Here is a 26,142-nt window from a genome sequence, read left to right on the forward strand (position 1 = left end):
ACCATGACGAAGATCGACACGAGCCGTCCTGAGACCGTGCTGCCGACCCCGTCGCACACGGTCGGCCCCTTCTACGGCCACGCCCTGCCCTTCCCCGGCGGCGGCGACATCGCGCCCGTCGGCCACCCGGACACCCTCACCCTCCAGGGCTACATCACCGACGGCGCGGGCACCCCGCTGCCGGACGCCTTCCTGGAACTGTGGAGCGCCGACCCCGAGGGCAACGTCCCGCAGGTCGACGGCTCGATCCGGCGCGACCCCGCGAGCGGCGGTTACCTCGGCCGCAACGGCGTGGAGTTCACCGGCTGGGGCCGCATCCAGACCGACGCCAACGGCCACTGGAGCGCGCGCACCCTGCGGCCGGGCGCGCGCGGGCAGAGCGCGCCGTACATCAGCGTGTGCGTCTTCGCCCGCGGACTGCTGGTGCACCTGTACACCCGGATCTACCTGCCGGGCGACGAGGCGGCCCTCGCCGCCGACCCGCTGCTGAACCGCGTGCCCGCGGAGCGGCGCGACACGCTGATCGCACGGAAGCAGGACGACGGCACCTACCGTTTCGACATCCGCCTTCAGGGCGAAGGCGAAACGGTCTTCCTGGAGTACCAGTGACTTCTCCCGATCCGGACACCGGTCTGCTCGCCCCCGGGTGGGCCGGCTCCCCCGCCGCCGCGTCGACCTCCGACGGCGCCTACCTGCAGGCGCTGCTGGACGCGGAGGCCGCGCTGACCCGGGCGCAGGCCGCGCTGGGTCTGGCTCCGGCGGGGGCGGCCACCGCCGTGTCCGAGGCGGCCGACGCGGGCCGCTTCGACGTACGCTCGCTCGCCGACCGTGCCCGCGCCGGCGGCAACCCCGTCATCCCCCTGGTCGCCGACCTCACGCAGGCGGCCGGCGAGGAGTACGGCGCCTACGTCCACCGGGGCGCCACCAGCCAGGACATCCTGGACACGGCGACGATGCTGGTCGCGGCCCGCACACTCGATCTCGCGCTGACCGACCTCGACCGCGTCCAGCGGGCCCTGGCCCGGCTCGCCGCCGACCACCGCGACACTGCGATGCCCGGCCGGACGCTCACCCAGCACGCCGTACCGACGACGTTCGGACTCAAGGCGGCCGGGTGGCGTGCGCTGGTGCTGGACGCGCGGGACCGGGTCACGGCCGTACGCAGCTCCCTGCCCGTCCAACTCGGTGGTGCGGCCGGGACCCTGGCCGCCTTCACGGCGTACGGCACCGAGGACAGCCGGGCCCTCACGGCGGCCTTCGCCGATGAGCTCGGTCTGAGGGTGCCGTCGCTCCCCTGGCACACCCTGCGCACCCCGGTCGCCGATCTCGCCGGATGCCTGGCCTTCACCGCCGGCGCGCTGGGCAAGATCGCCGCGGATGTGCTCGTGCTCGGCCGCACCGAGATCGCCGAGGTCGCGGAGGGCAGCGGCGGCGGCTCCTCGGCCATGCCGCACAAGGCGAATCCCGTGCGGTCCACCCTGATCGCCGCCGCCGCCCGGCGCGCGCCGCAGCTCGCGGCCACGCTGTACGGCTCGCTGGCCGCGGAGGACGAGCGGCCCTCCGGTGCCTGGCACGCCGAGTGGGAGCCGCTCAGGGACCTGCTGCGGCTGGTCGGCGGAGCCGCCCGGGACGCGGCCGAACTCACCGGGAGTCTGCGGGTCCACGCCGGCACCATGCGTGAACACCTCGATCTCACCCATGGGTTGATCGTGTCCGAGCGGCTGTCCGCCGAGCTGGCACCCGTGCTGGGCCGCGCCCGCGCCAAGGCACTGCTGACGGAGCTCGCTCGGCGGACCTATGCCGAAGGCCGCTCACTGGGGGAACTCCTGGCGCAGGAACCCGAGTTGAAGGGCGTCGACCTCGACGAGCTCACCGACCCCGTCCGTTACACCGGCTCCGCCGGTGCTCTCACCGACCGTGCCCTGGAGCGACGTTGACCGGCAAACTCCTCAACCACCGTGCCGAGGGCCCCGCTACCGCTCCCCCGCTGCTGCTCGGGCCGTCGCTCGGGACGTCGTACGCCCTGTGGGACAAGGTGGCGCCCGAGCTGTCCCTCACCCACCGGGTGATCCGCTGGGACCTGCCCGGACACGGCGGTTCGCCGGCCGGCCTGATCGGTCCCGGTGCCACCGTGGGCGACCTCGCCGACCTGGTGCTGGCACTCGCCGACTCGCTCGGCGTCGAGCGGTTCGCGTACGCGGGGGTGTCGCTCGGGGGCGCGGTCGGTCTGCATCTGGCCGTGCACCACCCGGAGCGGATCGCGTCGCTTGCGGTGATCTGCTCCTCGGCCCACTTCAACGGCAGCAAGCCGTGGCAGGAGCGGGCCGAGCGGGTCCGCCGGGAGGGCGTGGAGTGGCTCCTCGACAGCGCGAACTCCCGTTGGTTCGCGGGTGACTTCAGCGTTCCGGAGCTCGTACGGGACCACGCCGAGGCCGATCCGCAGGCGTACGCGGCCTGCTGTGACGCCCTGGCCGCCTTCGACCTGCGGGACGCGCTGGCCGGGATCTCCGCGCCGACCCTGCTGATCGCCGGCCGCCAGGACCCGGCGACCCCGCCGCCCCATCTGCGGGAGATCGCCGACGCGGTGCCGCGCGCCACGCTCGTCGAGCTGCCGGGGGCCTCGCACCTGGCCCCGGCCCAGTGCCCGGAAGCCGTTCTCACCGCTGTGCGCGCGCACCTCGACGGGGGTGCCAGGCGCGGCATGGAGGTGCGGCGCGAGGTGCTCGGGGACACCCACGTGGACCGGGCGCAGGCCCGGCAGACGCCGTTCACCGCGCGCTTCCAGGACTTCATCTCACGCTACGCGTGGGGTGAGATCTGGACCGACCCGACGCTGAGCCGCCGCGAACGCAGCATGATCACGCTGACCGCGCTGGTCGCGCACGGCCACTACGACGAGCTGGCCATGCATGTGCGGGCGGCCCGGCGCAACGGCCTCACGCCGGAGGAGATCGGGGCCGTCCTGCTCCAGTCGGCCGTCTACTGCGGGGTGCCGGCGGCGAACTCGGCGTTCGCCACGGCCCAGCGGGTGCTGGCGGAGGAAACGGAAGGGTGACCCCGGCAGGGACAGGCACGCGGGACGGCGATGTGCCTACCGTGGGGGCATGTCGACCATCCTGATCACCGGCGCCACCTCCGGCCTCGGCCGTCACCTGGCCTTCGAACTGGTCCGCTCCGGCCACACCGTCCTCGCCCACGGGCGGGACCGGGGCCGCACCGAGAGCCTGGTGGCCGAGCTGCGGACCGAGGGAGAGGCCGAGGGACACGTGGCCGACCTCGCCTCCCTGGCCGAGGTGCGCGAGCTGGGTGCGCAGGTCGCCGGGGCCCGTCCCGGACTCGACGTCCTGGTCAACAACGCGGGGGTTGGCGCCGGTTCGCCCGGCTCGGGCCGGGAGGTGAGCGTGGACGGGCATGAACTGCGGCTGGCGGTGAACTACTTGGCGCCGGTGGCGCTGACCCGGTCCCTGCTTCCGGTGCTGCGGGCGAACGCGCCCGCCCGGATCGTCAACGTGGGTTCGGCGGGCCAGGAGCCGATCGACTTCGACGACCCGGAGTTCACCCGCGGCTACGCGGGTTTCGCCGCGTACTGCCGTGCCAAGTTCGCCCTGGCGGCCCATACCTTCGCCCTGGCGGAGGAGTTGGCGGGAACGGAGGTCGCGGTCAACGTCCTGCACCCGGCGACCTTCATGGACACGGCGATGGTCAGGGAGGGCGGGGTGGTGCCTTGGTCGACGGTTGCGGACGGGGCGCCGGGTGTGCTGGCCCTGGCTACGCAGGACGTGGGTACGGGCCGCTACTTCGACGGGACTCGTCCGGCCCGGGCGCACGAGGAGACGTACAACGGGGAGGTGCAGAAGCGCCTGGCGACGCTGACGGATCAACTCCTCGCGCCGTAGCTCCCCAGGGGCGCGGGGAACCGCGCGACCAGCCCCCACCGGCCCGCAGACGAGATCAGCGCAGTCCCCGCCCCGTCTCCAGTACCTCCCTGGCCTGCGCCACCAATCCGTCCGCGCCGCACGAACGCGCGAGCGCCAGCCCGCGATTGAGCTCGGCCACGGACCGTGCCGCGATGCCGTACTCGACCCGGGCCGCCGCGTGCTCGTACTGGCACGGCGAGGCCTCCAGGTAGGCGACGGCCTGCGCGGCGAGCCGTACCGCCCGCTGCCCGGTCTCCAACGCCGCCGCACACCGCAGGGCCTCACCGATCGCCGTGTCCGTGCCGAGGCGCTCGGCGTGCCGGCGCAGCTCCGTGGCCAGCTGGGCGGCCCGCACCGGATCCTCGACGGCGAGAGCGCGCGCGAGATCGGCCGCCCACGGCACCAGCACCGGATTGTGGTGGCCTCGGACCGCCGCCGCCTTCTCCGCGGCGTCCAGTTCGTTGATCCCGTCCTTGGTCCTGCCGACGGCCAGCAGCAGCCGCCCGCGCACGGACCGCGGGTCGGGCAGCACGATCGTGGACGGGTACGGCGGCGCGAACCCGTACTGCTCCGCGATCGCCCACGCCTCCTCGACATGCCCGCGCGCGAGCAGCGTGTCGACCAGGTTGCACGTGGCCGACCAGTACAGCGGCAGTCCTCGCCCCACCCGCTCCGCGAGCCGCAGTGACTCGCGCAACGAGGTCTCCGCCTCCCGGAGCCGGCCGCGCCGACGGTGGTTGAGGCCGACGTAGGCGTGGGCTAGCGCGAGGTGGCCGCCGCTCCAGCCGGCCGACTCGTAGGTGCGCAGGGCGTCGGTGTACAGGGCCTCGGCGCGGTCGAGCCGGTCCGTGAAGGCGTACGCGCTGGCCAGCATCAGCGGCAGTTCGAGACCCCACTCGGTGTCGGTCCAGCCGAGTCCGGGCGCGAGGCGGCCGTTGACGAGGGCGCGGTCGCACACTTCGGCGATCTCCTCGGCGCTCTCGCCGTGGGCCATCGCGTCGAATCCGCGCAGGATGAGCAGGGCCCGCTCGGAGTTGTCCCGGCCGGTGCACTTCGCGGCCAGGGCGGCGAGACGCTCGGAGCGCCCCGGGGAGGTGGCCTCGCCCGGGTAGAGGCCCTCCCAGGTGTACTGCACGGCCTGGAGGCGCATGCGGAACGGGCCCTCATCGTGCCGGGCGGCCTCCGCCTCGACCGTGCGGACCGCCTCCTCCAGCTGGTTGTTGTGCATGAGCGCCTGGGACAGGCGGATCACGGCGTCCACCCGGGCGGCGCCCTCCAGGCCGGGCATGGCGAGCGCGGTCTGGAGGTGACCGATGGTCTTGGCGGGTGCGGTCAGCAGGGTGGCGCAGCCGAGTTCGAAGAGCACGCGCGCGTGGACCTCGGGTACCGGGGGCTCCAGCAGGGCGCGCTCCAGGCAGCGGCGGGCGGCGTCGGGGGCGCCGACGAGGAGGTGTTCGCGGGCGGCCTCGCGCAGCTGCTCGACGAGTTCCTCGTCGTCGTCCGGGTGGACCTGGAGCAGGTGCCGGGAGGCGGCCGCGGCACCGAGTCCGGAGTCGGTGACGAGTTGGGCGGCGATGCCGTGCATGGCGGTGCGCAGGGCGTCGGGGATGGAGTCGTAGACGGCGGTGGCGATCAGCGGGTGCACGAACTCCAGCTCGCCGTCCTCCGAGCCGGCATCGGTCAGGATGCGGGCGTTGCGCAGGAGTTCGGCGCAGAGCGTCGCCTGGTCCGGCTTCAGGGTGGCGAGCCTGGCCACCAGGTCGACGGAGATGTCGGTGCCGAGGATCGCGGCCGCCCAGGCGAACCGGGTGGCGTCGATGCCGAGTTCCTCCAGGCGGGCGACGAGTCCGCCGCCGCGGGCCGACCGGTTCAGCTCGCGCAGGGCGTCGGCCGAGCCCTCGCTGGGCTCGATCTCGCTGTCGCGGACCTTGGCGAGCAGTTCGACGGTCTCGTACGGGTTGCCGCCGGTCACCGCCCACACCTCGCGGCAGAAGGGGGCGTCGGCGTGCTCGCCCAGGGTGGCGCGGGTGAGGCCGGCGGTGGCCTCCGGGGTGAGGGCGCTGAGGCTGGTGACGGGGTGGCCCGCGGCGGAGGCCACGGTCTCCAGGAGGCGGGCGCTCTCGGTGGTGGCCTCACCGGGCCGCCGGGCCACCACGACCAGGACGGACAGGTCGTCCAGGCGCTCGGCGAAGGCGGCGAGCCAGCGCAGGGTCTCCTGGTCGGCCCAGTGGGCGTCGTCGACGATCAGCACGAGCGGCCAGTCCCGGCGGGCCAGCCTGCGCACCGCGGCGACCAGGCCGTCGCACACGCCCTGAGGGTCGGCCTGCCGCTCCCCCGGGTCCGCGATGCCGAGGGCGGGGCCGGCGATGTCGTACCAGTCCCCGAGATACTCGCGGGCCTCCTCGGGCATCAGCGACAGGAGGGCCGGCTGGAGCAGTTGCCGTACGACGTTGAAGGGGACGGACCTGAGGGTCTCGCCGCCGCGGGCCGACCAGACCGTGCAGCCGCGGGCCTCGGCGATGCGGCGGGCCTGGGCCAGCAGGGCGGTCTTGCCGAAGCCCGCCTCGCCGCGGATCAGCAGCACACTGCCCGAGGACGTGCGTCCCGCGCACAGGGAGTCGATCACCCCTTCGACGGCGGCGAGTTCCTCGTCGCGCTCCCACAGCGAGGCCGGGGCGGCCGCAATCGGCCGTACCTCCGTCATCCCGCTACCTCCCCAAGTCGCCCGAACGACGTACAGATCTCGAGCGTAGCCGTCCGGCTGCGGAAGCGGAGGGCGGTCGGGGTACCTGTTGCCTTCACGGGTGACCTGGGGTACGGGCAGGCGACGCGCACTGCCCCTGACCTGCCGCAGACAAACCTGACCGACAGTCAGTGACGGGCCGTGCGAGGCCTGGAGGCAGCGATCCCCCGAGAGCAGCGCGCACCGCGCCTCGCCGCACCTTGCCGACCGATTCGGTGGGCAACTTCGTCGAGTGCTACGAGTTCGGCGTCTACGGCTGCTTCGCGACGATCATCGCGACCCGCTTCTTCACCGCGGAGGGCGGCAGCGAGGCCGAGGCGCTGGTGCGGGCGTACGCCTCGTTCGGGCCGGCGTTCTTCTTCCGGCCGGTCGGCGCGGCCCTGTTCGGCCGGCTCGGCGACCGGATCGGCCGGCGGCCGGTGCCGATCCCGGTGATCGCGCGCTGATGACCGGGGCGACGAAGCTGACCGGCGCGTTGCCGACGTACCACCGGTGGGGGTGCTCGGGCCATGGCTGCTCACTTTTCCGAGGTGCTGCTCCCTGACCGCGCACGGCCTGCCCGGCACGGAACCGGCGAGCACCGGCGCACGGCACGCGCGCGTGCTGGGTTCGCTCAACCCCGGCCGCGACGGACTGCGGCTGCCCCCGCCCGCGCGGTGGCGGCCGGTGCGGCTCGTGCTGGGGTGATCGCCGCCCCTCTCATCCCTCTTTCACCGAGTGCTCATACGGTGGGGGCATGACGCAGGAGACTCCCCCCGGGTGGTACCCCGATCCCGGACAGACAAGTGACGGTCCCGCCGCCGAGCGCTGGTGGGACGGCAAGGCGTGGACCGAGCAGACCCGGCCCGCCGGATCGGCCGCCGCATGGGGTCCCCCGGAACAGGTCGCGAGCCCCGGGCAGTACCCGGCGTTCCCGCCGTATCCCGCCCAGCCGCCGAGCGGCTCGCGGCGCGGCCGCACGGGCATAGTCGTGGCGGTGGCGGCGGCGGCCGTGGTCCTGGCGAGCATAGGCGTGGGTGTGTACGCGCTGGCCGACAGCGGAAACGGCAACGACGACTCCGCCACCTCGCAGGGGCCGGGCGGCCCCGGCGGCACGGGAGGCCAGGGCGGGCCCTTCGGCGGCAACGGAGGGTCGGGCGGCTCCGGAGGCGGCGGGGGCGCCTCGCCGTCCCCGCAGGGGTCCGAGCCGCCCAAAATCAAGAGCGGTTCGGTGACCGACTCGATCGACGGGATCAGCCTTCCCGTCCCGGACGACTGGTACGGCCAGGAGCTGCAGGTCGGCGCGTCCGTGACCTCCAACGACTCCTACGCGTGCCCCGGCGACACCTCCGAGAAGTGCACGAAGGGCGGTGCCTACTCGGCGCCCGCCCTGGCACTGCGCACCAAGGGCGCCACGGCCGAGGCGGTCGCCAAGGCCGACATCCAGGCCAACGCCGAGCAGTCCTACGGCGGCAAGACCTACGGGTCGATCACCTCGCACGACGTCCTCGCCTCGAAGGCGGTGACCGTGGCCGGGCAGAAGGGCTATCTGGTCCGCTGGAAGGCGGTCACCAGCAAGGGCTCGGACGGCTATGTCGAGTCGCTGGCCTTCCCGTCCCCGGCGAACCCGCAGCAGATCGTCGTGGTGCGCTTCGGGGTGGATGTCGAGGAGGGCCAGGGCGTCATCGACGACATCACCAAGGGCATCAAGGTGTCGACGGGCGGCGGCAGCGGCCAGGGCGTCTGAGGTCCGGTCCCCGGACACCGGTCGGCCGGGTGGGGCGCCTCCCCGCTCAGGAGGAACCCCACCCGGCCGGGGGGTGCGCGCCGCCCCCGTCCCCACGGTGCGGCGCGAGCAGGTCACCGTCCAGTCATCCCGTGGACGGCGGCCTGGGTCTCAGGTCAGGCCGAGAGCCGGCAGTACGGCGGCCTCGACGAAGCGGACCAGGTAGTCCGGGTCGGCGTACTTCCCGTCCACGACGGGCCGGGCGCGGATGACGCCGAACATCTGGGCCGGGATGTATTCCAGCGCCGGGTGTCCGGTGGCGATCTCTCCCCGGTCGACCCCACGCTGGAGAATGTGCCTCAGTGCGGCGATCTCCGGTTCGACCAGCGCCTCACGCAGGGCCTGCGCGAGTTCCGCGTCCTGCGTGACGGCGTGGCCGAGCGCCTGGAGCAGCTTGGTGTCGTGCATCGACCACCGGCCCGCGGCCCGGGCGGCCTCGCGCAGGTCGTCGGCGAGCGTCCCGGTGTCGATCCCGTCGAACTTCGACCTGCGGCGGGAGCGCAGGGCGGCCACCACGAACTGGGGCTTGGTCTTCCACTGCCGGTAGAGGGTGGACTTGCTGCAGCGGGTGCTGGCGGCGACGCCCTCCATGGTCACGGCTTCGTATCCGCATTCGCGGACCTGTTCGAGCACGGCGTCGAAGAACTCCTGCTCACGCTCGGGCGTGATCTTGGAGCGGCGCGAGGCGGCGACCGTCTCCGGTCCGTCCGCGGCCTGCGACGTCATCAGCTCTTCCCTTCCTTCGCTCCGGCGGCCGGGCTGCTGCGCGGCCGCCGCGTTTCATTCCCGGATTCCAGTGTGGCGTATGTCAATCGATACGCCAGTGTACCGGTACCCGACCGTATCGGTACACTGGCGTATCGGTACGATGTCGTATCGATGAGTTTTGGAATCCGGACGGGTCATCCCCTTGTTCGGACTCAGTATCAGCACCACCGCCAGCGAAAGGGCCGGGGGAATGAATGCCCGCACCGAGCCTTCAGAAGCGGAGCAGAGCGCGACAGCGCGGCCGCCGCTCGTCCGTGAGCTCCTGCTCGTCGTAGGACTCTTCCTCGTCTACAAGTTCGGCCGGCAACTGGTCACGGGCCACACCACCGAGGCCTATCGCAACGCCGGTCGCGTGTGGGACTGGGAGCGGACCCTGCATCTTCCCGGTGAGGGCTCGGTGCAGTCCCTGCTGTTGCACGGCGACACCCTCGCGCACCTCGCGAACACCTACTACGCGACCGTCCACTTCCCGGCCACGGTCGCCTTCCTCGTCTGGCTGTACCTGAAGCGTCCCGCCCACTACGTCTGGGCCCGCCGCGTCCTGGCCCTCCTCACCGGGGCCGCCCTGGTGCTGCACCTCGTCTTCCCGCTGGCCCCGCCGCGGATGCTCGCGGCGGCCGGCCTGATCGACACCGCGAAGGTGTACGGCCCCTCCGTGTACGGCCCGCCGCAGACCGACACCCTCTCCAACCAGTTCGCCGCGATGCCCTCGCTGCACTTCGGCTGGGCCCTGATGGTGGCCATCGGCCTGATCGTGGCGACCCGCTCGCGGTGGCGCTGGCTGTGGCTGCTGCACCCGCTGGTGACCCTGGTCGTCATCGTCGGTACCGCGAACCACTACTGGATGGACGCGATCGTCGCGGCGGCGCTCCTGGGCATCGCCCTCGCAGTCGTCCACCTGCCGCACCGGACGGCCACCACGGCGGGCCGGGCACAGGAGAAGCTCGCCCCGGCCGAACCCGAGGAGAACGTCCTGGTCGGAGCGGGCCGATGAACGCCACCCTGCTCGCCCTCGCGCTCTCCCTGCTCTCCTCCGTGGCCTACGCGGCCGCCGCCGTCGCCCAGGAACGCCTCGCCTCCCGCAACCCCGGCTCGGGTGTGCTGCGGATGCTGACCTCGGGCGCCTGGTGGGGATCGGTCGGACTCAACGCGGGGGCCGCGCTGCTGCATGTCGTCGCCCTCAAGTACGGTCCCCTGACCGTCGTCCAGCCGCTCGGCGCGCTCACCCTGGTCGCCGCGGTGCCGCTGGGCGCGCGGATCGCGGGGCGCCGGGTCAGCGCGACGGAATGGCGGGGCACCGCCAGCACGCTGGCCGGTCTCGCCGCGATCCTGGTGGTGGCGTCGGGGTCCGAACCCGGCAAGGTGCTGAGCACGTCCGAGGCGGTGGCGGTGGCGGCGGTGACGGCGGCCCTGATCGGTCTGCTGGCCCGCCCCGGCGCCCGGCCCGGCATACGGCACGCGTCGGCGTCCGGCATCGCCTCGGGCGTGGCCTCCGCGCTCACCCAGACCGTGACGGTGGCCGCGACGGACCGTTCCGAGTCGATCCTCAGCGTCCAGGTGATCGGTGTGGCCCTGCTCGTCGCGGCCTTCGCCGCGGGCGGGCTCCTGCTCTCCCAGACCGCCTACCGTGACGGCCTGGGCGCCCCGTTGGCGGTGGTGACCCTGGCCAACCCGGTGGCCGCCGCGGCGATCGGCCTCTCCCTGCTGGGCGAGAGCCTGCGGGGCGGCGCGGCGGGCGTGCTGCTCGCCCTGGCGGGCGCGGGCCTGGCCGCCTGGGGTGTGGTGCTGCTGACCCGGATGCCCCCGGTGCCGGTGGACGACGACGAGCACCCGGTGGCGGCGGTGCTGGCCCTGGAGCCGTCGACCGCGTCCGTGGAACCGGCCCTGCGGGACATGACCGTGCCCCGGCAACCGGAGCCGGGGCACCTCACACGACTGTAGGAAGGCTCAGCCGAACCCGCGGGCGTCCTGCTTCAGCGCCGTGTCCACCGTCAGCGCGGTGGCCACGACCAGGCTCAGCAGCGGCTCGGGCAGCTGGTAGTGGATCTGGAGCACGTAGTTGTCCGCGGTCGTGAACATCGTCTTGGCGAGCCCCTCCCACGTCTTGGTGATCCGGGCGACCTCGTTCTCGGTGTGGTCGACGATCGCGAAGTTCCAGGCCCGCCAGTTCTCCGCCTTGATCGCGCCGACCTGCCGGCCGTTCACCATCAGCGCGAAGTTGATCTTGCCGATCATGTTCTGCTGGACGATCTCACCGACCGGCGAACCGTCCGGACGCTCCACGATCACCCGCGACTTGAAGATCTTGCCCGGCCGGGTCAGGAGCATGACCGGCTGCCCGTGGGCGTCGCGGATCTCCAGCTTGATCTTCATGAACTGATCGATGCTCCAGAAGAACCGCACGATCTTCCGGAAGGCGCTCTGCCCGACCTGGCTGACGGCGCCGAGCTGGTTGCCGTTCTGGTCCATGACCTTGTACTCGTTGGTCAGCTCGATGAGCTTGGCCTTCTGGTTGACCACGAGGACCGGCTCGGAGAACAGCGTGCCGCCGCCCGCACCGCCCCCGCTGACCCCGGCCTGCTGCTGCACCTGACGCTGCACGCGCGGGTCCGGACCGGCCGACTGCTGGGGCATCTGCGGCGCCTGCTGGACCGGCGGGGCCTGCACGGCCTGCGCCTGCCCCGCCCCCTGCTGGTCCTGGTGGATGTGCTGGGTCCACTGCGCCCCGTCCCAGTAACGGAGCGCCTGGGACGCCCCGTGCGGATCGGGGTACCAGCCTGCAGGTGTGTTCGAATGCGTGGTCACCGGGGCACACTACCCCGGGACCACGGCGATCCGGCCAGGTGAACAACCGCTCCGGCGGCGGCTTTACCTGGTGATGACGGCCGGATCACTCACTCCGATACGCCCGTTCTCGACATGTCCGGCGAATCGCCTGCGGAACGCCGGATCGGTGTCGGAGGTGACCGTGAGGTCGTACCAGCGACGGCTCTTGGCGAGAGAGAAGGTGTGCCGGACGGTGGCACCGGCCCGCACGGTGAAGGTCCTCGCCGGGTCGCCGTAGCCGCTCGCCACCTTCAGACGGACCGTCGCGGAGCCCTTGTTGGTGAAGGTCAGCTCGACGTCGTCGCCTTCGTGGCGGGCGGTGACCTCGGGACCGGCGCTCTTGTTCGACCCCTGGAAGACCCGCAGGAAGCCCGCCGGGCCGTGCACGGTCAGGTCGTACGACCCCTTCGAGTACGCCGAGTTCCAGGCGTCCGAGACCGTCTTGCCGGCCTCGGTGGTGTAACTCCAGGGCCCGTCGGTGCGGTTGCCGGAGGTGACCAGGAAGGCGCCGCCGGCCCTGGCGCCGGAGGCGAAGGTGAGCGTGAGCTTCCCGCTCTTCGCGTCCACCGAACCGTCCACGTACGGGACGTACTTGAGCGGTCGGGCGGGGCGCAGGCCGCGCTCCTGCTTCGGCAGGGCGCCGACGGCGGGCGGGACGGGCACGTAGTCGGCGTGGCGCTCGCGGTCCGGCGGTTCGTAGCCGTCGGTGTCCGGGAGGGCGACCGGCTTGGTGTCCCGGCGGGAGAAGTCGAAGGCCGCGGTCAGGTCGCCGCAGACCGCGCGCCGCCAGGGCGAGATGTTGGGCTCGTGGACGCCGAAGCGCCTCTCCAGGAAGCGGATGATGGAGGTGTGGTCGAGCGTCTCGGAGCAGACGTAACCGCCCTTGCTCCACGGCGAGACGACGAGCATGGGCACGCGCTGGCCGAGTCCGTAGGGTCCGGCCGGGTGGCTGCTGTCGCCCTTGTACAGGTCGGGCGCGGGGTCGACCGTGGACTTGCCCTGGGCCGCCGAGCCGGGCGGGAAGGCCGGGACCACGTGGTCGAAGAAGCCGTCGTTCTCGTCGTAGGTGATGAACAGGGCCGTCTTCGCCCACACCTTCGGGTCGGAGGTGAGCGCGTCCAGGACCTGGGCGATGTACCAGGCGCCGTAGTTCGCGGGCCAGTTGGGGTGCTCGGTGAAGGCCTCGGGAGCGACGATCCAGGACACCTGGGGGAGCTTGCCGGCCTTGACGTCGGCCTTGAGCTGGTCGAAGTAGCCCTCGCCCTTGGTGTAGTCGGTGCCGGTGCGGGCCTTGTCGTACAGCGGGTCGCCGGGCTTGGCGGTCCGGTACTGGTTGAAGTAGAGCAGCGAGTTGTCGCCGTAGTTGCCCCGGTAGGCGTCCGGGATCCAGCCCCAGGAGCCGTTCGCGTCGAGGCCGTCGCCGACGTCCTGGTAGATCTTCCAGGAGACGCCCGCCTTCTCCAGGCGTTCGGGGTAGGTGGTCCAGCCGTAGCCGGCCTCGTCGTTGCCGAGGACCGGGCCGCCGCCCTGGCCGTCGTTGCCCGTGTAACCCGTCCACATGTAGTAGCGGTTCGGGTCGGTCGAGCCGATGAACGAGCAGTGGTAGGCGTCGCAGATGGTGAAGGAGTCGGCGAGGGCGTAGTGGAACGGGATGTCCTCGCGGTTCAGGTACGCCATCGTCGTGGACCCCTTGTTCGGGACCCATTTGTCGTACTTGCCCCCGTTGAAGGCGGCGTGTCCGTCGTTCCAGCCGTGCGGGAGGTCCTGGATGAACTGCAGGCCCAGGTCGTCGGCCTCGGGGCGGAACGGCAGGATCTCCTTGCCGTTCCCGTCCGTCTGGTGCCAGACCGATTTGCCGTTCTCCAGCGTCACAGGGCGCGGGTCGCCGAAGCCGCGAACGCCCCTGAGCGAGCCGAAGTAGTGGTCGAAGGACCGGTTCTCCTGCATCAGGACGACGACGTGCTCGACGTCCTCGATCGTCCCCGTGCGGTGGTGGGCGGGGAGCGCGGCGGCGCGCTGGATGCTGTTCGACAGCGCGGTGAAGGCGGTGGTGGCGCCCGCGAGCTGGAGGAATCTGCGCCGGTTGACGTCGGACATGAGTGAGGAGACCTCTCAATCCTGCGCATCGATGGCCCGCATGTGACGGAAGGTGCGCGCAGCGAGTGTTCCAAGAGCAACAAACGTCAGGGAAGGGTGCGGTGGCGCTGATGTGAAAGTCATGGGTACGGGAGGTGTGCCGGCCCCCGTTCGGGGGATGGTCGCGATCATGACCGTGACACCCCATCCGGGCGCGCCGCCCACGCAGCGACCCGTACGCCAGCTGTTCGCCGCCTCCGTGGGCAATGCCGTGGAGTGGTACGACTGGTACGCCTACACGTTTCTGGCGACCTACATCGCCGGCGCGGTCTTCCCCAAGGGCGCGGACAACTCCCTGGTGCCGCTGCTGTCGACGTTCGCGGTGTTCGCCGTCGGGTTCTTCATGCGGCCGGTCGGCGGTCTGCTGATGGGGGCGATCGCGGACCGGCACGGGCGGCGCTCGGCGCTCACGGTCACCATCCTGCTGATGGGCGGCAGCAGTCTCCTGGTCGCACTGACGCCGACGTACGCGGCCGTCGGCGTCCTCTCCCCGGTCGTGCTGGTGCTCGCGCGACTGCTCCAAGGGCTCTCCGTGGGCGGGGAGTTCGCGGCCTCGACGACCTTCCTGGTTGAGTCGGCGCGGCCCGGCCGGCGCGGGCTGTTCTCCAGCTTCCAGTACGTGTCGACGACGGCCGGGCAGCTCCTCGCGTCCGGGATCGCCACCCTGCTCGTGGACACGCTGGACGAGGGACGGATGGACGGCTGGGGGTGGCGCGTCCCGTTCGTCCTCGGTGCCCTGCTGTCGCTCGTCGGGTTCTGGATCCGGCGGGGCGCGCGGGAAACGCGCAGCGAGGAGCAGCGGCGGGCCCCGCGTCCCGGGCTCCTTGAGGGGGTGCGGCGCCATCCGCGCGAGTCCCTGCTGATCTGCGGGATCACGATGGGCGGCACGATCGCCTACTACACATGGACGTCGTACCTGCCGACGTACGCCGCGCTCAACGCCGGTGTCGACACGTCGGACGCGTTGCTCGCGGGGACGATCTCGCTCGCGTTCTTCGGGCTGCTCCAGCCGCTCGGCGGGCTCCTGTCCGACCGCTTCGGACGCCGGCCCCTGCTGCTCTTCTTCGGGCTGGGCTTCGCGCTGTCGAGCGTGCCGCTGCTGCACGCGCTGCGGGACTCCTTCGCGGTGCTGCTGCTCGTGCAGTGCGCGGGGATGGTGTTGCTGACCGGGTTCACGTCGATCAGCGCGGCGGTGAACGCGGAGGTGTTCCCGGCGCGGGTGCGGGCGGCCGGGATCGGCTTCCCGTACTCGTTGACGGTTGCGGCCTTCGGGGGGACGGCACCTTATGTGGGCACGCTGTTCAAGGAGTTGGGCCACGCGGGAGCGTTCCCATGGTACGTGGCCGCCCTCTGCCTCGGCTCGTCACTGGTCTATCTGCGGCTCCCGGAGACCGCTCACGGAGAACTGCGCCGCTAGCGCCCGCTTCGCCACCGCCGTGCCCGACCTCAGCGCGGCCACCGGATCGGCGGCCTCGTCCAGTTCGATCAGGACCGTACCCGCGCCGGGCGTCGCGGACATCGCGTCCGCCCAGCCCTCCCAGTCGACGATCCCGGTGCCCAACTCCGCCATGTACGGCTGCTGTCGGGAGTACACGGTGTCGTCGATCGTGAGGTGGACGTCGATCGGGGCGACCGCGTCCTTCCAGTGGGCCAGGGCCGTACGCGGTGTGTGGCGCCGGGCCACCGCGACGGGGTCACCGCCGCCCAGGGCGATGTGGCAGGAGTCGGGGCACAGCCAGACATAGCGCGGGTCGGTCAGGGCCATGAACAGGTCGATGTCCCGCTCGTACCAGAGGGTGCTGTGGGACTCGGTGTGGAAGGCCAGCCGCACCCCGTGCCGGGACACCGCCTCGCCCACCGCGTGCGCGATGTCGGCCATGCGGGACATGTAGGCGGCGTCGACGAAGAAGGGCGGGCGAGTGCCGTACGTCGCCCTCATGGGGAGTCCTGCGACCAGGACCTCGGCGCCCGCCTCGGCGAGGAAGGCGGCGCGGCGCTCGGCGTCGGCGACGATCGCGGGGAGGTTGTCGCCGTGCCGCCAGTCGGGGGCGTCGCTGTCGGCGACGAAGGCGCTGACCACGGCCAGGCCGCGGTCGGCCAGTTCCCGGCGGAACGCCTCCGCGCTGCCGTAGGCGCGCAGGACCGAGTCGATGCCGCCGGGCGCGAACGTCAGCTCGATGCCGGTGACCTCGGTCTCGGCGAGCGTGTCCAGCACCCGCCGCCAGAAGCGGTCCGGATGATCCGCGGCCCAGTCGCGGACCGCGTCGGCGGAGTCGAGCTCCCAGAAGCCGGGGTGGTAGAAGGTGATGACGTCCGTCGCGAACCGAGGGCTCATTCCGTTCCCCCGCGCGCGTTGTAGACGACGACCTCGTCGGACTCGTCGACGGCCTTGCGGTAGTCGCGGAACACGGCCAGCGCCTCGTCCCTCAGGACGTCTCCCACGACCTCGATGCCGCGTGTCTCGAACTGCTCGGCCCAGTCGGAGCCGACCGGGCCCTCGTCGAACGTGGTGATCTCCTCCAGTTCCGGGCCTTGTCCCGCGACCACCAGGCCGCGCACCCCGGACCACATCGTGGCGCCGTAACACTGCACGCAGGGACGCCAGTTGACGACCAGTTCGTGGGACGGCAGACCGTCGCCGCCGAGGTCCCAGCTGCCCGTGGCCAGCTGGGCGAGGCCGAGCGCGACGACCTCGGCGTGCGCGCTGGAGACTCCGCTGGACAGGACGACGTTCACGCCGACGGAGACGATCCGGCCGGAGTCGCGCTCGGCGACGAGCGCGGCGAACGGACCGCCGTTGCCCTCGCGCCAGTTGCGGTCGGCGAGGCGGTGCACCAGACGCATCCGGTCCTCGCGGGTGGCCACGGCGGCGGGCACGTCGGCGAGTTCGTCGTCGATCCAGGCGGGCAGGGACACGTGGTATTCCCTGGCGATGTCGATCACGATGGGTTCCTCTCGATGGTTCAGGTGCGTGCGGTGACGGCACGGGCGGCCCGTACCGCGGTGACGGCGCCGGTCAGCGTGACGTTGGCGGCCATGGACGTGGGAACGACTCCGTTGCCCGCCAGGTACAGGTTGTCGAAGCCCCACACCCTCCCGTCCGGGTCGCACACGCTGCTGCCGTCGTCGCTGACGCCTGCCCGGACCGTGCCGGTGAGATGCAGCGAGGAACCGGGCGGCAGCACGGTGGACTCGGTCGCGGGATCGAAGGGACCGAACTCCTCGGCGACGGACCGGACTTCGTCCAGCGCCCGCCGGATCAGCGCGCGGTCGTTCTCGGAGTAGCCGAACTCGACGCGGATGCGGGGCAGCCCGGCCAGGTCGGTCTCGCTCGCCGAGAACACGAGCCGGTTCTCCGGGCGCGACTCGACGGGGACGTACAGCGACAGACCGACGGAGTGCGCGAGGGGCCGGCCGGCCTCGTCGACGTAGGTGCGGTTCATGATCTGCCCGTGGAAGGGCCGGCCGGGTCCGTGGCACGGCAACCACAGCGAGTCGGTGCTGAACTCGCCGGGGCGCGGCAGGGGCAGGTCATCGGGGTCGAGGCCGAACCGGTCCAGGTCGAGCAGCACGCGGGCGGTGACGAAGGCGTGCTCGTTGAGATGGCGGCCCAGGGCCTCGGGGTGGATGCCGGAGGCGTACAGGAGTTGCGGGGTGCGCAGGGCGTCGGCGCACACCACCACGGTGCTGGCGCGGAGTGCGGACTCGGTGCCGTCGGCGACGCGGCGCAGACGGGCCCCGGTGACCCGGCCGGCGTCCTGGTCGAGGGCGGTCACGAGGGTGCCGGTGAGCAGGGTGAAGGCGGGATCGCCGCCCGTGGCGAGTGCCGGGAAGATCGTCCCGGGTGCCGTGCGGGGCATGGGGCCCGACGGGGTGGGGGTGACGGCCATGGGCATGGGCTGCGGGGCCCGGTCGGCCGGACCGGCACCGCCGTAGCGTCGGCGCAGGACGTCGAGGACGAGTGCGCCGACCTCGGTCGGGCCGATCGCGGCGGGTGTGACGGCGAGCAGCCGGCGTGCGGTGTCGAGGTCGGCCGCCCAGGCGTCGGGGTCGCCGAAGTCGAAGACCTCGTCCCCGGCGGGCCACGGGGTGGCGGCGGTCCAGTGGACGCCCATGCCGCCCGCGTTCCAGGCGAGCGCGGCCTGCGGCATCGCCTCGGCGTCCTCGCCGAAGGCGAGCGCGTGGAACATGCCCGGGGTGAGGCCGGAGAGGCTGCCGGCGACCTCACGGACCACCTCCGCTCCCGTGTACATGCCCTGGATGCCGGTGGCGACCTGGTCGTTGTAACGGGACCACAGGTCGGGGTCGTCGAGGTCGTGCAGGTGCCGCCCGGGCGCGCCGCCGATCGGGCTGCCGCCGTCGGCCATGGTGATGTGCAGCGCCGGATCGCTCCGGCGCAGGAGGCGGGCCACGAGGGACCCCATGATGCCGCTGCCCACGATGAGGACGTCGGTGCGGGGGGTGTGGGTCAAGTGGAGCTCCGGGTACGTGGGGTGCGGGGGTCAGTCGACCGGGACGAGCGGTCCGAACAGTTGGGTGTCCATGCGGTCCAGGGCGAGCTTCACCGCGCCGATGAGCGGGGCGTCGTGGCCGAGCGCGGTGGCGCGCAGTTCGACCCCGGGGGCACGGGCGGCCCGCAGCGCGTCCCGCACCCGGGGCAGCAGGACGTCGGCCGCGTCCTCCAGCCCGCCGCCGAGGACGATGAGCGAGGGGGCTACCGTCCAGGACAGGGTGATGAGGATCGACGCGATGTTCTCCACGAACTCGTCGACCTCGGCGAGCGCGGCGGCGTCACCGTTCCTGGCCGCCTCGAACCGGGCCAGGGCGAGGGCGCGTTGGGCGGCCAGCGGCGAGGTCAGGGCGGCGACGGGCCGGTCCTCGACCGAACCGGCCGGCATCGAGCGTGCCTCGACGATCTCGCCCGCGGCACCGTCGAGCCCGCGGTGCACGGCCCCCCGGATGAGGATGCCGAGGCCGGTCCGGTTCCCGAGCATCGCCCATACGACGTTGTCGTGATCGGCGGCCACGCCGCGCCAACGCTCGGCCAGTGCACCGAGGTTGGTGTCGTTGTCGGCGAACCAGGGCACCGGGACGCGCCGTCCGAGCTCCTCGGGAAGATGCACGCCTTCCCAGCGCGTGGTGTGCACCAGGCGCCGCACGACCCCTTCGTCGTCGATGGCACCGCCGCCGGCGACGGCCCCGGCGCGCAGCCTCTCCACCGAGCCGCCGGCGTCGTCGAGGGCCTCAAGGACCAGTTCGGCGGCGTCGTCGAGGGTGGTGCTCGGGTCCTTGTAGGCGCGCAGCGGCCGGTGTGCCCGGCCGCGGATGTGGCCACGCACGTCGGCGACGACGGCTGAGGCGTCGACGGTGGTGACGCGTACGGCGGCCAGCAGGGCGTGTTCGGCCCGCAGTTCGTAGCGGCGGGCCGGGCGTCCGGCGCAGCCGCTGTTCGGCACCCGGTCGAGTTCGGCGACCCAGCCCGCGTCGACGAGGGAGTCCAGGATCAGCTCGATCGTGCGGCGGGACAGACCGGTCTGCCCGGCGAGTTCGCTCAGTCGCCTCGGTTCGGCCGACACCGCCAACGCCCGCAGGATCACGGAGGTGTTGACCCGTCGTACGGCACTCTGGTTCAGGCCGGCCGTCAGCACGGTTCCCCTCCTGTCACCGGGTCGTACCGGCACAGGGTGCCGGATGCGCGCGACGCGTCGCCCGGCGTGCTCATCGCAGGCCCGTTCCCGCGATGCCCTGCACGAAGTACCGCTGCAGGAAGAGGAAGAGCAAGAGCACCGGCAGCATCACGACGATCGCTCCGGCGAGCAGCAGGCCGTAGTCGGTGACGTGGGCCGCGGCCTGGCTGGTGGCGGCGAGGCCGACGGGGAGGGTGTAGGTGGACATGCTCTGGGCGACGACCAGCGGCCAGATGAAGTTGTTCCAGGAGTTGAGGAACGACATGATCGTGATCGTGGCGACGGCGGGGCCGGCCAGCGGCAGGAAGATCCTGAAGAAGATCCGGAACTCGCCCGCGCCGTCGATGCGGGCCGCTTCGAGGAGTTCGTCGGGGATCGACAGGGCGTACTGGCGCACGATGAAGACCGACAGGGGAAGGGCCGCGCCGGGCAGGGCGATTCCGGCGAGGGTGTCCGCGAGGCCCAGGTCCACGGTGATCACGAACTGGGTGACGAACACCGCGGTGAACGGCACCATCATCGCCGCCATGACCGCGCCGAACGCGAGCCGCCGGCCCGCGAAGTCGAGTTTGGCGAGGGCGTATCCGGCGGCGGACGCGGCCAGGATGTTCCCGGCCACCACGACCATCGCGACGACGACACTGTTGACCAGGAACCTGCCGAAGCCCTGGGTCTCGAACAGCCGCGTGAAGTTGCCGAAGGTGAGGTGGTGCGGGAACAGGGCCCCGGGGTCGGAGCGGATCTCGTCCAGGCTGCGCAGTGACCCGCTCACCCCCCACGCGAAGGGCAGCGTGGTGAGCAGGGCGCACAGCACCAGGGCGGCGTACAGCGCGGGACGGGCGGCACGGTTCATGTGCGGGACCTCAGCAGCCGGAACTGGACGACGCTGACCACGGTCACCAGCGCGAGCGTCACGAAGGACGCCGCCGAGGACATCCCGAACTCGCCCGCCCCGAACTGACGGTAGGTGTACAGCGCGACCGACTCGGTGGAGCCGAGCGGGCCGCCGCCGGTGAGCAGGTAGGGCTCGTCGAAGACCTGGAGGTAGAAGACGGTCAGCAGGACGGAGACCATGAGGGTGGTGGGCAGCAGCAACGGCAGCGTGATGTGCCGGAGTTGGCGCCACCGGCTCGCCCCGTCCAGCGCGGCGGCCTCGTACACGTCCCGTGGGACGGCCTGGAGGCCGGCGAGGAAGAGCACCATCGCGATGCCGAAGTTGCGCCAGACGCCGAGCAGGATGACGACCGGCATGGCCAGGTGGGGGTCGTCCAGCCAGTTCGGTCCGGCGAATCCGACCGCGCCGAGCAGTTTGTTGACGGTGCCGTCGAGGTGGAAGGCGTACTGCCAGATCAGCGCGACGGCGACGACGTTGGTGACGACGGGCACGAAGAAGACGGTGCGCAGGACACCGCGCAGCCGGCTGATGCCGGAGTTCAGCGCGAGGGCCAGGGCGAAGCCGACGCCCATCGTCAGGGGTACGCCCACGGCCACGAAGAGGGCGGTGTTGAGGATGTCCCGTACGAAGGTGTCGTCCTGGAACAGCCGGAGGTAGTTGTCGGCACCGGTGAAGTCGACGGCGAAGGGGGTGCGCAGGTCGGCGCCGCGGATGTCGGTGAGGCTCAGGGCGAGCGCGGCGACCGTGGGGATCGCGGTGTAGACCAGGAAGACGAGGCCGAAGGGGGCGAGGAAGAGCCAGGCGACGGCGGTGCGGCGGGCGCGGGACGCCTTGGGTGCCGCCGTCCTCGGTACGGCCGTGGCCCTCTTGGTGGCCGGTGCGAGCGTCGTGGTCATCACCGCGTGCCCGTGCCGACGCTCTCGGCGTACGCCTGGATGTTCGCGGCCGCCCCCGCCGCGGTCTCCTTGCCCTTGGCGACGGCCTCCACCTCCTTGCCCAGCCGGGTCGCGACCTGCTGCCACGTACTGACCTGCGGGAACGCCCGGGTGGTCTTCAGCTGGGTGAAGAAGGCGTCCAGCAGTGGCTGGCCCTTGATCGCCGGGTCGTCCCAGGCGGAGATGACGGCCGGCATCGAGCTGTACGCCTTGTACTGCGCGACCTGGGTGCTCGGCTTGGCCAGATACCGGACGAGTTTCCAGGCGGCGTCCGTGTTGCCGCTGTCGGCGAGGACGCCCCAGGTGCCGCCCGCGGAGAAGGAGACGCTGCTCGACGCTCCGGCGGGCAGGGGGGCGGTGGCGACGTGGGAGGCCGTCCAGCCGCTCTTCTTGGCGGCGGTGTCGAGCTGGCCGATGACCCACGGCCCGGTGATCATGCTCGCTGTTTTTCCGGAGACGAAGTACGGCTGTGCGTCGAGGAAGGCCGGTCCGCTGGTGTCGGCGGTCCCGGCGGTGAAGAAGGACGCGTTGTAGTCGAGGGCGTCGACCATCTGGGGCGTGTTCAGGTTCCACTTGCCGCCGGAGGTGACGAGTGAGGCTCCGGCCTGCCAGGCGTACATCGCCACGTCCTGGCCGTTGAAGATGTCCCACCCGATGTCGGCCCCGAGCGCGTGGGCCGCGCCGGCGCCCTGGAGCGCCTTGAGGAAGGGCTCCATGCCGGCCCAGGTGGTCGGCGCCTCGACGCCCGCCTTCTTGGCCAGATCCGCTCGGTAGACGAGCGCGTACGTGTACGCGTACCAGGGCACCGTGTAGGCCACGTCGTTCACGACCCCGGCGTCCCACAGGCTCGTGAAGAAGCTGCCCGGATCCACCAGGCCGTCCGGCACGGGCAGCAGGGTCGACGAGTCGAGGAACTGCGCCTGCGACTCGGGGAAGAACTGGGCGACGTCCGGTCCCTTGCCCGCCGCGATCGCCGCCTGGAGCTTGGTGTAGTACTCCGCGTTCGGGATCAGCGTGGTCTTCACGACCAGGTCGGGGTTGGCGGACCTGAACGGCTTGACGACCGTGCCGAGCACGTCCGCGTCGCCCTGGGCGGCCCAGACGTTCACGGTGCCGGTGGCCGGGGACGCGTCGACCTTCTTGGCGCCGGAGGCGGCGGCAGCGTCACCTTCGCGCCCGCAGCCGGCCAGGGGAAGCGCGGCGCCGAGGGCCATCGAGGCGGTCAGCCGCAGGGCGGTGCGGCGGGAGAGCTTGGACACGGGGACTCCTGTGACACGAGATTCCTCACGAGTACTGAGGGCAGTGGCGTGATGTGTCCCGACGCTATGAACCACGTGTTTCGGCCACGTGGCGGCCCTCGCCCCGAATAATTTCGGAACTTGTAGCGAAATCGGTGTGGCGAGGGCCCGGTGCGCGCGATGCGCACCGGGCCCTCGCCACCGCCCCGAGACGTGCCGCTACTTGTGACCGCCGCTGGTGAACTTCTCGAAGGTGTGGCTGAAGGCCCAGGTGTCCTGGGCGATGCCGGAGCAGGAGTCGGAGCCGCCGGTGCCCGGGCAGCCGCCGTTGTCGCGCTGCAGCGCCCAGAAGGAGAGGGTGTTGATCTTCCTGGCCTCGGCCCACCGCTCCACCGCGACCGCGTTCTCGACGGTGAAGGTCTCCGCGGGACCGTAGTCGTCGATGCCGGGCATCTCGATGACCCCGATCATGCTCCACAGCTTCGCGGAGCTCTTGTGCGGGTAGAGCGCGGCGAGTTGGCCGTGCAGACCTTCGGCGGCCGTCCTGGTGTCGGCCGCCATGTCGTGCGGGGCACCGTCGTAGTAGTCGAAGGTCATGAGGTTGACGACGTCCACGCGGGCGCCGTTGGCGACGGCGTTCCGGAGCACGGCGAGGCCGTTGGCCTCCAGGCCCTTCGTGGAGGTCGGCAGGGTGTAGGAGAACTGCACGGTGCGGCCGGTGCGGCGGGCCCAGTGCTGGACCTCGGCGATCGCCTTGTTGCGGCGGTCGATCCCGGCGGCGTTGTTGATCGAGTCGCCCTCGACGTCGAGGTCGATGCGGCTGATGCCGTACGTCGTGACGAGGCTCTTGAACACCGCGGCGATGGCGTCGACGCTGGTGCAGCTGTCGGCCAGTTCGGTGCCGGTCGTGTCCGCGGACCAGCCGCCGAAGGACGGGATCGCATCACCGCCGCGTGCCTGGAGGGTGGCGATGTCGCGCCCGAAGGCCGCCTTGGAGATCGGCCGGCCGGTGTCGCCGTTCCAGTAGGCGGTGCAGGAACCCGCCGTGTCCGTCTGGAGGAAGGCCAGGGTGAGGTACTTGTTGCCGGAGGCGGCGGCGAGTGCGGCCGGGCTGTCGCCGGTCCACGACTCGACGTAGGGCGCCGCCACGTGGGCGGGCAGGGGCTTGCCGAAGGCGGGGAGCGAGGGCGAGGAGGGCGCCGCGAGTGCGCCCCCTCCCCCGAGCCCGACGAGCCCGGCGGACAGAGCGCTCACGCTCAGGCAGGACAGCAACGCACGAAGGTGACCAGGTCGTCTCATTGACGCTCCCAGGGAAAAGGGCATGCGGGGACAGCGGAAGGGCTGAACCGCGGGATGAACCGTGCCCCATGATTGGACTAGACCACATAACTGTCAAGGTTCTTAACAGTTAGCGTCCCCGGGCCTGCGCCGATCAGGTGGTCCGACGGGTGTGCACCCCACCCGTGAGGGCGAGGTGCACCGCGTCCCCCGCGTGCTGCGTCGCACGGATCACGGATCACGGATCACGGAGGAGTGCAGGGGAAGGTGTTGCCGGTGCCCAGCACGATGGAGTTGATCGGCCCCAGATCCTCGGAGTTCCCGTACGGCGAGCCGAAGATGATCGACTCACCTCTGCCGGTGCCGTTGTACCCGGTGCACAGCTCCACCCAGGCGCCGCCGTACTGGTTGTTCACCACGTAGTGGTAGCCGAACTGATTGCTGAGGTTGTGCGGACCATAGGCCCAGTAGACGCCGCCGCTCTCGATACCCGAGTTCGGGTCGGCGCCGTTGTAGATGCACACGGCGCCGTAAGGACATCCGTAGTAGTCGGCGTTGGCGCTCGCGGACGCGGGTCCGGCGGAAACCGCCATGAGCGACCCCGCCACCGCGACGGCCGAGACCGCCGTCCTCACCAGTTTTCCGAAAATCGCAGGTACCTCCCTTTCATGACGCGATGCGGTGTCGCTGCTGCTATGAGGCGATCAAAAAGACCGTCACCAGATTCCGCTCTGGACATACGGGTTGACGGCCCGGAAATTACTGTCATAACTGGCCCGGAACACGTAGTTCGGGCTGGACTGGGTGAGCCACCCGGAGGTGTGCGCGTAGCCGGTGCCGTCCGAGAGATAGGTGCCGTCGGCGAAGGACCAGGTCCTGCCGCCGTCCGTGCTGATGTCCAGCCAGATCCAGCCACGCGGGTCCCAGCCGGAGCCCACGAGCCGCCCCCAGCCGTACTGGTAGCCGCCGTAGTAGCCCGAGCGGAGCTCGATGCCGATGGTTCCGCGCTGGTTCGGGGCGTGGGTCACGCGATCGGTGGTGGCCATCACCTGATCGGTGTTGATCGTCGCGGGTGCCGCGTGCGCGGGTGTGGCGAACGCCGCGACGCCCAACGCGCCCAGCGATCCCGCCACCGCCGCCGACCCGGCCGACCTCAGCAGCGCCCTGCGATCCATGGAGCGACTCATAAGTCCCCCTCGTCTCGGAAGTGAAGGTGTCGACCTGAAAGACGGCGACGTGGACAGACGCTAGTCAGAGAGCGCGCGCCGAACTCCTGACACATGTCAGGGCACACCCCCGTACGGGATGCGCCCGGTTTCCCCTGACATCCGTCAGGACCGCAATCGCCCGCGCGCTCCTAGCCTTTCGTGCACCATGCGCCGGTCATTCCCACCGCAAGGAGCACGCATCATGCGTCTGCGCACCCGCACGTCCGTCACGCTCGCTGTGGCCGCCTCGCTGATCGGCCTCCTCGGACTCGCACCGCCGGCCTCCGCCGCGGAGACACCGCGGGGCAGATACTGCGCCGTGGTGGTGGAACACGTGAAGCCGGGCGAAAAGGTCTCCCGGGTCAAGAGCCGGACCTGTTCCGACGACCGGTCCACGGCGCTGCGAGGCAACGCCGGGACACTGCTCATGACCTGGTACCAGCACGCCCGGTTCGGCGGCGACATGACCCATGTGTACGGGGACTACGGCCCGTGCGACACGTCGGGCTACCTGCTCGACACCGGCCTGTCGCGCTACATGATCTCGTCGTTCGAGACGTACAACAACTGCGACGGGCAGCAGGCCGTCCTCAACGACGGCCGCACCACCTTCTACTACTACGGCTCCGCCACGCCGTACGTGGGCGACCGGGCGAACGACGACATCGCCTACTTCAAGGTCTGGGACGCCCTTTAGGGCCGACGCCGACACCTGGCCCGGCCGCCCCGTCCCCACCGCCCCTCTC

24 protein-coding genes and 1 pseudogene are annotated in these 26,142 nt (G+C 71.6%); 11 read left to right on the forward strand and 14 right to left on the reverse strand.

The window, feature by feature from the left end:
• Positions 1 to 3: 3 nt before the first annotated feature.
• From pcaG to AQI94_RS15735, 4 genes are read left to right on the forward strand one after another with little or no spacing between them, the layout of a single operon-like run.
• Positions 4 to 609, forward strand: coding sequence for a protocatechuate 3,4-dioxygenase subunit alpha (gene pcaG, locus AQI94_RS15720; RefSeq protein WP_031041729.1), 606 nt, complete (start codon positions 4 to 6; stop codon positions 607 to 609).
• On the forward strand, positions 606 to 1,937 hold the full coding sequence (gene pcaB, locus AQI94_RS15725) for a 3-carboxy-cis,cis-muconate cycloisomerase (RefSeq protein ID WP_062229767.1): 1,332 nt from the start codon (positions 606 to 608) through the stop codon (positions 1,935 to 1,937). Before pcaG ends, pcaB begins: the two co-directional genes overlap by 4 nt.
• Positions 1,934 to 3,055, forward strand: a complete 1,122-nt coding sequence (gene pcaDC / locus AQI94_RS15730) for a bifunctional 3-oxoadipate enol-lactonase/4-carboxymuconolactone decarboxylase PcaDC (protein ID WP_031042326.1) — start codon at positions 1,934 to 1,936, stop codon at positions 3,053 to 3,055. The genes pcaB and pcaDC overlap by 4 nt, the downstream gene beginning before the upstream one ends.
• Before the next feature lie 49 nt (positions 3,056 to 3,104).
• Complete coding sequence (locus AQI94_RS15735; RefSeq protein ID WP_031042323.1) at positions 3,105 to 3,896, forward strand: SDR family NAD(P)-dependent oxidoreductase; 792 nt, start codon at positions 3,105 to 3,107, stop codon at positions 3,894 to 3,896.
• Between the two features lie 55 nt (positions 3,897 to 3,951).
• Here the strand turns inward: AQI94_RS15735 and AQI94_RS15740 are convergent, their stop codons facing one another.
• A complete protein-coding gene (locus AQI94_RS15740) occupies positions 3,952 to 6,621 on the reverse strand; it encodes an ATP-binding protein (protein WP_031042320.1) in 2,670 nt (889 codons plus the stop codon).
• A gap of 239 nt (positions 6,622 to 6,860) precedes the next feature.
• Here AQI94_RS15740 and AQI94_RS15745 point away from each other — a divergent pair, with 239 nt between their 5' ends.
• The 3 genes and pseudogenes from AQI94_RS15745 to AQI94_RS15755 all read left to right on the forward strand — a co-directional run bounded on the left by AQI94_RS15745 (position 6,861) and on the right by AQI94_RS15755 (position 8,386).
• Positions 6,861 to 7,106 carry an MFS transporter gene (locus AQI94_RS15745; RefSeq protein ID WP_391270259.1) on the forward strand — a complete coding sequence of 82 codons (246 nt, stop codon included), beginning with the start codon at positions 6,861 to 6,863 and terminating at the stop codon, positions 7,104 to 7,106.
• 94 nt (positions 7,107 to 7,200) lie between these two features.
• Positions 7,201 to 7,347, forward strand: a pseudogene (locus AQI94_RS46710) (anhydro-N-acetylmuramic acid kinase); the annotation flags it as partial.
• Positions 7,348 to 7,396: 49 nt separating this feature from the next.
• On the forward strand, positions 7,397 to 8,386 hold the full coding sequence (locus AQI94_RS15755) for a DUF2510 domain-containing protein (RefSeq protein WP_031042315.1): 990 nt from the start codon (positions 7,397 to 7,399) through the stop codon (positions 8,384 to 8,386).
• Between the two features lie 150 nt (positions 8,387 to 8,536).
• On the opposite strand, the gene AQI94_RS15760 is transcribed toward AQI94_RS15755, so the two are convergent.
• Positions 8,537 to 9,151 (reverse strand): TetR/AcrR family transcriptional regulator, encoded by a 615-nt coding sequence (locus AQI94_RS15760; RefSeq protein ID WP_031042312.1) that lies wholly within the window; start codon positions 9,149 to 9,151, stop codon positions 8,537 to 8,539.
• Positions 9,152 to 9,383: 232 nt separating this feature from the next.
• On the opposite strand from AQI94_RS15760, the gene AQI94_RS15765 reads away from it, so the two are divergent.
• Positions 9,384 to 10,187, forward strand: a complete 804-nt coding sequence (locus AQI94_RS15765) for a phosphatase PAP2 family protein (RefSeq protein WP_031042309.1) — start codon at positions 9,384 to 9,386, stop codon at positions 10,185 to 10,187.
• Positions 10,184 to 11,134, forward strand: coding sequence for a DMT family protein (locus AQI94_RS15770; protein WP_031042306.1), 951 nt, complete (start codon positions 10,184 to 10,186; stop codon positions 11,132 to 11,134). Before AQI94_RS15765 ends, AQI94_RS15770 begins: the two co-directional genes overlap by 4 nt.
• Positions 11,135 to 11,140: 6 nt before the next feature.
• Here the strand turns inward: AQI94_RS15770 and AQI94_RS15775 are convergent, their stop codons facing one another.
• Complete coding sequence (locus tag AQI94_RS15775) at positions 11,141 to 11,998, reverse strand: phospholipid scramblase-related protein (protein WP_031042303.1); 858 nt, start codon at positions 11,996 to 11,998, stop codon at positions 11,141 to 11,143.
• A gap of 63 nt (positions 11,999 to 12,061) precedes the next feature.
• On the reverse strand, positions 12,062 to 14,116 hold the full coding sequence (locus AQI94_RS15780) for a phosphocholine-specific phospholipase C (protein ID WP_031042301.1): 2,055 nt from the start codon (positions 14,114 to 14,116) through the stop codon (positions 12,062 to 12,064).
• 157 nt (positions 14,117 to 14,273) lie between these two features.
• On the opposite strand from AQI94_RS15780, the gene AQI94_RS15785 reads away from it, so the two are divergent.
• On the forward strand, positions 14,274 to 15,572 hold the full coding sequence (locus AQI94_RS15785) for an MFS transporter (protein ID WP_031042298.1): 1,299 nt from the start codon (positions 14,274 to 14,276) through the stop codon (positions 15,570 to 15,572).
• Here the strand turns inward: AQI94_RS15785 and AQI94_RS15790 are convergent.
• The 10 genes from AQI94_RS15790 to AQI94_RS15835 form a co-directional block, all read right to left on the reverse strand.
• Entirely contained in the window at positions 15,519 to 16,490 is a 972-nt protein-coding gene (locus tag AQI94_RS15790) for a sugar phosphate isomerase/epimerase family protein (RefSeq protein ID WP_037941887.1), read from the reverse strand. The two genes, AQI94_RS15785 and AQI94_RS15790, sit on opposite strands and share 54 nt — an antisense overlap.
• The gene (locus AQI94_RS15795; protein ID WP_031042292.1) at positions 16,487 to 17,098 is read right to left on the reverse strand and encodes a nucleoside deaminase; all 612 of its coding nucleotides are present in this window, start codon (positions 17,096 to 17,098) and stop codon (positions 16,487 to 16,489) included. The genes AQI94_RS15790 and AQI94_RS15795 overlap by 4 nt, the downstream gene beginning before the upstream one ends.
• 20 nt (positions 17,099 to 17,118) lie before the next feature.
• Complete coding sequence (locus tag AQI94_RS15800; protein ID WP_031042289.1) at positions 17,119 to 18,627, reverse strand: GMC oxidoreductase; 1,509 nt, start codon at positions 18,625 to 18,627, stop codon at positions 17,119 to 17,121.
• 30 nt (positions 18,628 to 18,657) lie between these two features.
• Positions 18,658 to 19,803, reverse strand: coding sequence for an ROK family transcriptional regulator (locus tag AQI94_RS15805; RefSeq protein ID WP_031042287.1), 1,146 nt, complete (start codon positions 19,801 to 19,803; stop codon positions 18,658 to 18,660).
• 70 nt (positions 19,804 to 19,873) lie between these two features.
• On the reverse strand, positions 19,874 to 20,695 hold the full coding sequence (locus tag AQI94_RS15810) for a carbohydrate ABC transporter permease (RefSeq protein ID WP_031042285.1): 822 nt from the start codon (positions 20,693 to 20,695) through the stop codon (positions 19,874 to 19,876).
• Positions 20,692 to 21,633, reverse strand: coding sequence for a carbohydrate ABC transporter permease (locus AQI94_RS15815; RefSeq protein WP_031042281.1), 942 nt, complete (start codon positions 21,631 to 21,633; stop codon positions 20,692 to 20,694). The genes AQI94_RS15810 and AQI94_RS15815 overlap by 4 nt, the downstream gene beginning before the upstream one ends.
• Entirely contained in the window at positions 21,633 to 22,931 is a 1,299-nt protein-coding gene (locus AQI94_RS15820; protein WP_031042278.1) for an extracellular solute-binding protein, read from the reverse strand. The genes AQI94_RS15815 and AQI94_RS15820 overlap by 1 nt, the downstream gene beginning before the upstream one ends.
• Positions 22,932 to 23,129: 198 nt before the next feature.
• Positions 23,130 to 24,164: a chitinase gene (locus AQI94_RS15825; RefSeq protein ID WP_318658109.1), complete on the reverse strand. Its 1,035-nt coding sequence runs from the start codon at positions 24,162 to 24,164 to the stop codon at positions 23,130 to 23,132.
• Between the two features lie 269 nt (positions 24,165 to 24,433).
• A complete protein-coding gene (locus tag AQI94_RS15830; protein WP_063760155.1) occupies positions 24,434 to 24,781 on the reverse strand; it encodes a hypothetical protein in 348 nt (115 codons plus the stop codon).
• 123 nt (positions 24,782 to 24,904) lie between these two features.
• On the reverse strand, positions 24,905 to 25,363 hold the full coding sequence (locus tag AQI94_RS15835; protein WP_031042271.1) for a hypothetical protein: 459 nt from the start codon (positions 25,361 to 25,363) through the stop codon (positions 24,905 to 24,907).
• 235 nt (positions 25,364 to 25,598) lie between these two features.
• Here AQI94_RS15835 and AQI94_RS15840 point away from each other — a divergent pair, with 235 nt between their 5' ends.
• Positions 25,599 to 26,093: a hypothetical protein gene (locus AQI94_RS15840; RefSeq protein WP_031042268.1), complete on the forward strand. Its 495-nt coding sequence runs from the start codon at positions 25,599 to 25,601 to the stop codon at positions 26,091 to 26,093.
• The last annotated feature ends 49 nt before the right edge of the window (positions 26,094 to 26,142 follow it).

The organism is Streptomyces pseudovenezuelae, from assembly GCF_001513955.1.
GTDB lineage: Bacteria > Actinomycetota > Actinomycetes > Streptomycetales > Streptomycetaceae > Streptomyces > Streptomyces pseudovenezuelae.

Bases quoted from the DNA above. Each gene is read 5' to 3' on its own strand.
- pcaG (WP_031041729.1), top strand. From the start codon at position 4: ATGACGAAGATCGACACGAGCCGTCCTGAGACCGTGCTGCCGACCCCG.
- AQI94_RS15735 (WP_031042323.1), top strand. From the start codon at position 3,105: ATGTCGACCATCCTGATCACCGGCGCCACCTCCGGCCTCGGCCGTCAC.
- AQI94_RS15740 (WP_031042320.1), bottom strand. From the start codon at position 6,621: ATGACGGAGGTACGGCCGATTGCGGCCGCCCCGGCCTCGCTGTGGGAG.
- AQI94_RS15755 (WP_031042315.1), top strand. From the start codon at position 7,397: ATGACGCAGGAGACTCCCCCCGGGTGGTACCCCGATCCCGGACAGACA.
- AQI94_RS15760 (WP_031042312.1), bottom strand. From the start codon at position 9,151: ATGACGTCGCAGGCCGCGGACGGACCGGAGACGGTCGCCGCCTCGCGC.
- AQI94_RS15765 (WP_031042309.1), top strand. From the start codon at position 9,384: ATGAATGCCCGCACCGAGCCTTCAGAAGCGGAGCAGAGCGCGACAGCG.
- AQI94_RS15770 (WP_031042306.1), top strand. From the start codon at position 10,184: ATGAACGCCACCCTGCTCGCCCTCGCGCTCTCCCTGCTCTCCTCCGTG.
- AQI94_RS15780 (WP_031042301.1), bottom strand. From the start codon at position 14,116: ATGTCCGACGTCAACCGGCGCAGATTCCTCCAGCTCGCGGGCGCCACC.
- AQI94_RS15785 (WP_031042298.1), top strand. From the start codon at position 14,274: ATGGTCGCGATCATGACCGTGACACCCCATCCGGGCGCGCCGCCCACG.
- AQI94_RS15790 (WP_037941887.1), bottom strand. From the start codon at position 16,490: ATGAGCCCTCGGTTCGCGACGGACGTCATCACCTTCTACCACCCCGGC.
- AQI94_RS15810 (WP_031042285.1), bottom strand. From the start codon at position 20,695: ATGAACCGTGCCGCCCGTCCCGCGCTGTACGCCGCCCTGGTGCTGTGC.
- AQI94_RS15815 (WP_031042281.1), bottom strand. From the start codon at position 21,633: ATGACCACGACGCTCGCACCGGCCACCAAGAGGGCCACGGCCGTACCG.
- AQI94_RS15830 (WP_063760155.1), bottom strand. From the start codon at position 24,781: ATGGCGGTTTCCGCCGGACCCGCGTCCGCGAGCGCCAACGCCGACTAC.
- AQI94_RS15835 (WP_031042271.1), bottom strand. From the start codon at position 25,363: ATGGATCGCAGGGCGCTGCTGAGGTCGGCCGGGTCGGCGGCGGTGGCG.
- AQI94_RS15840 (WP_031042268.1), top strand. From the start codon at position 25,599: ATGCGTCTGCGCACCCGCACGTCCGTCACGCTCGCTGTGGCCGCCTCG.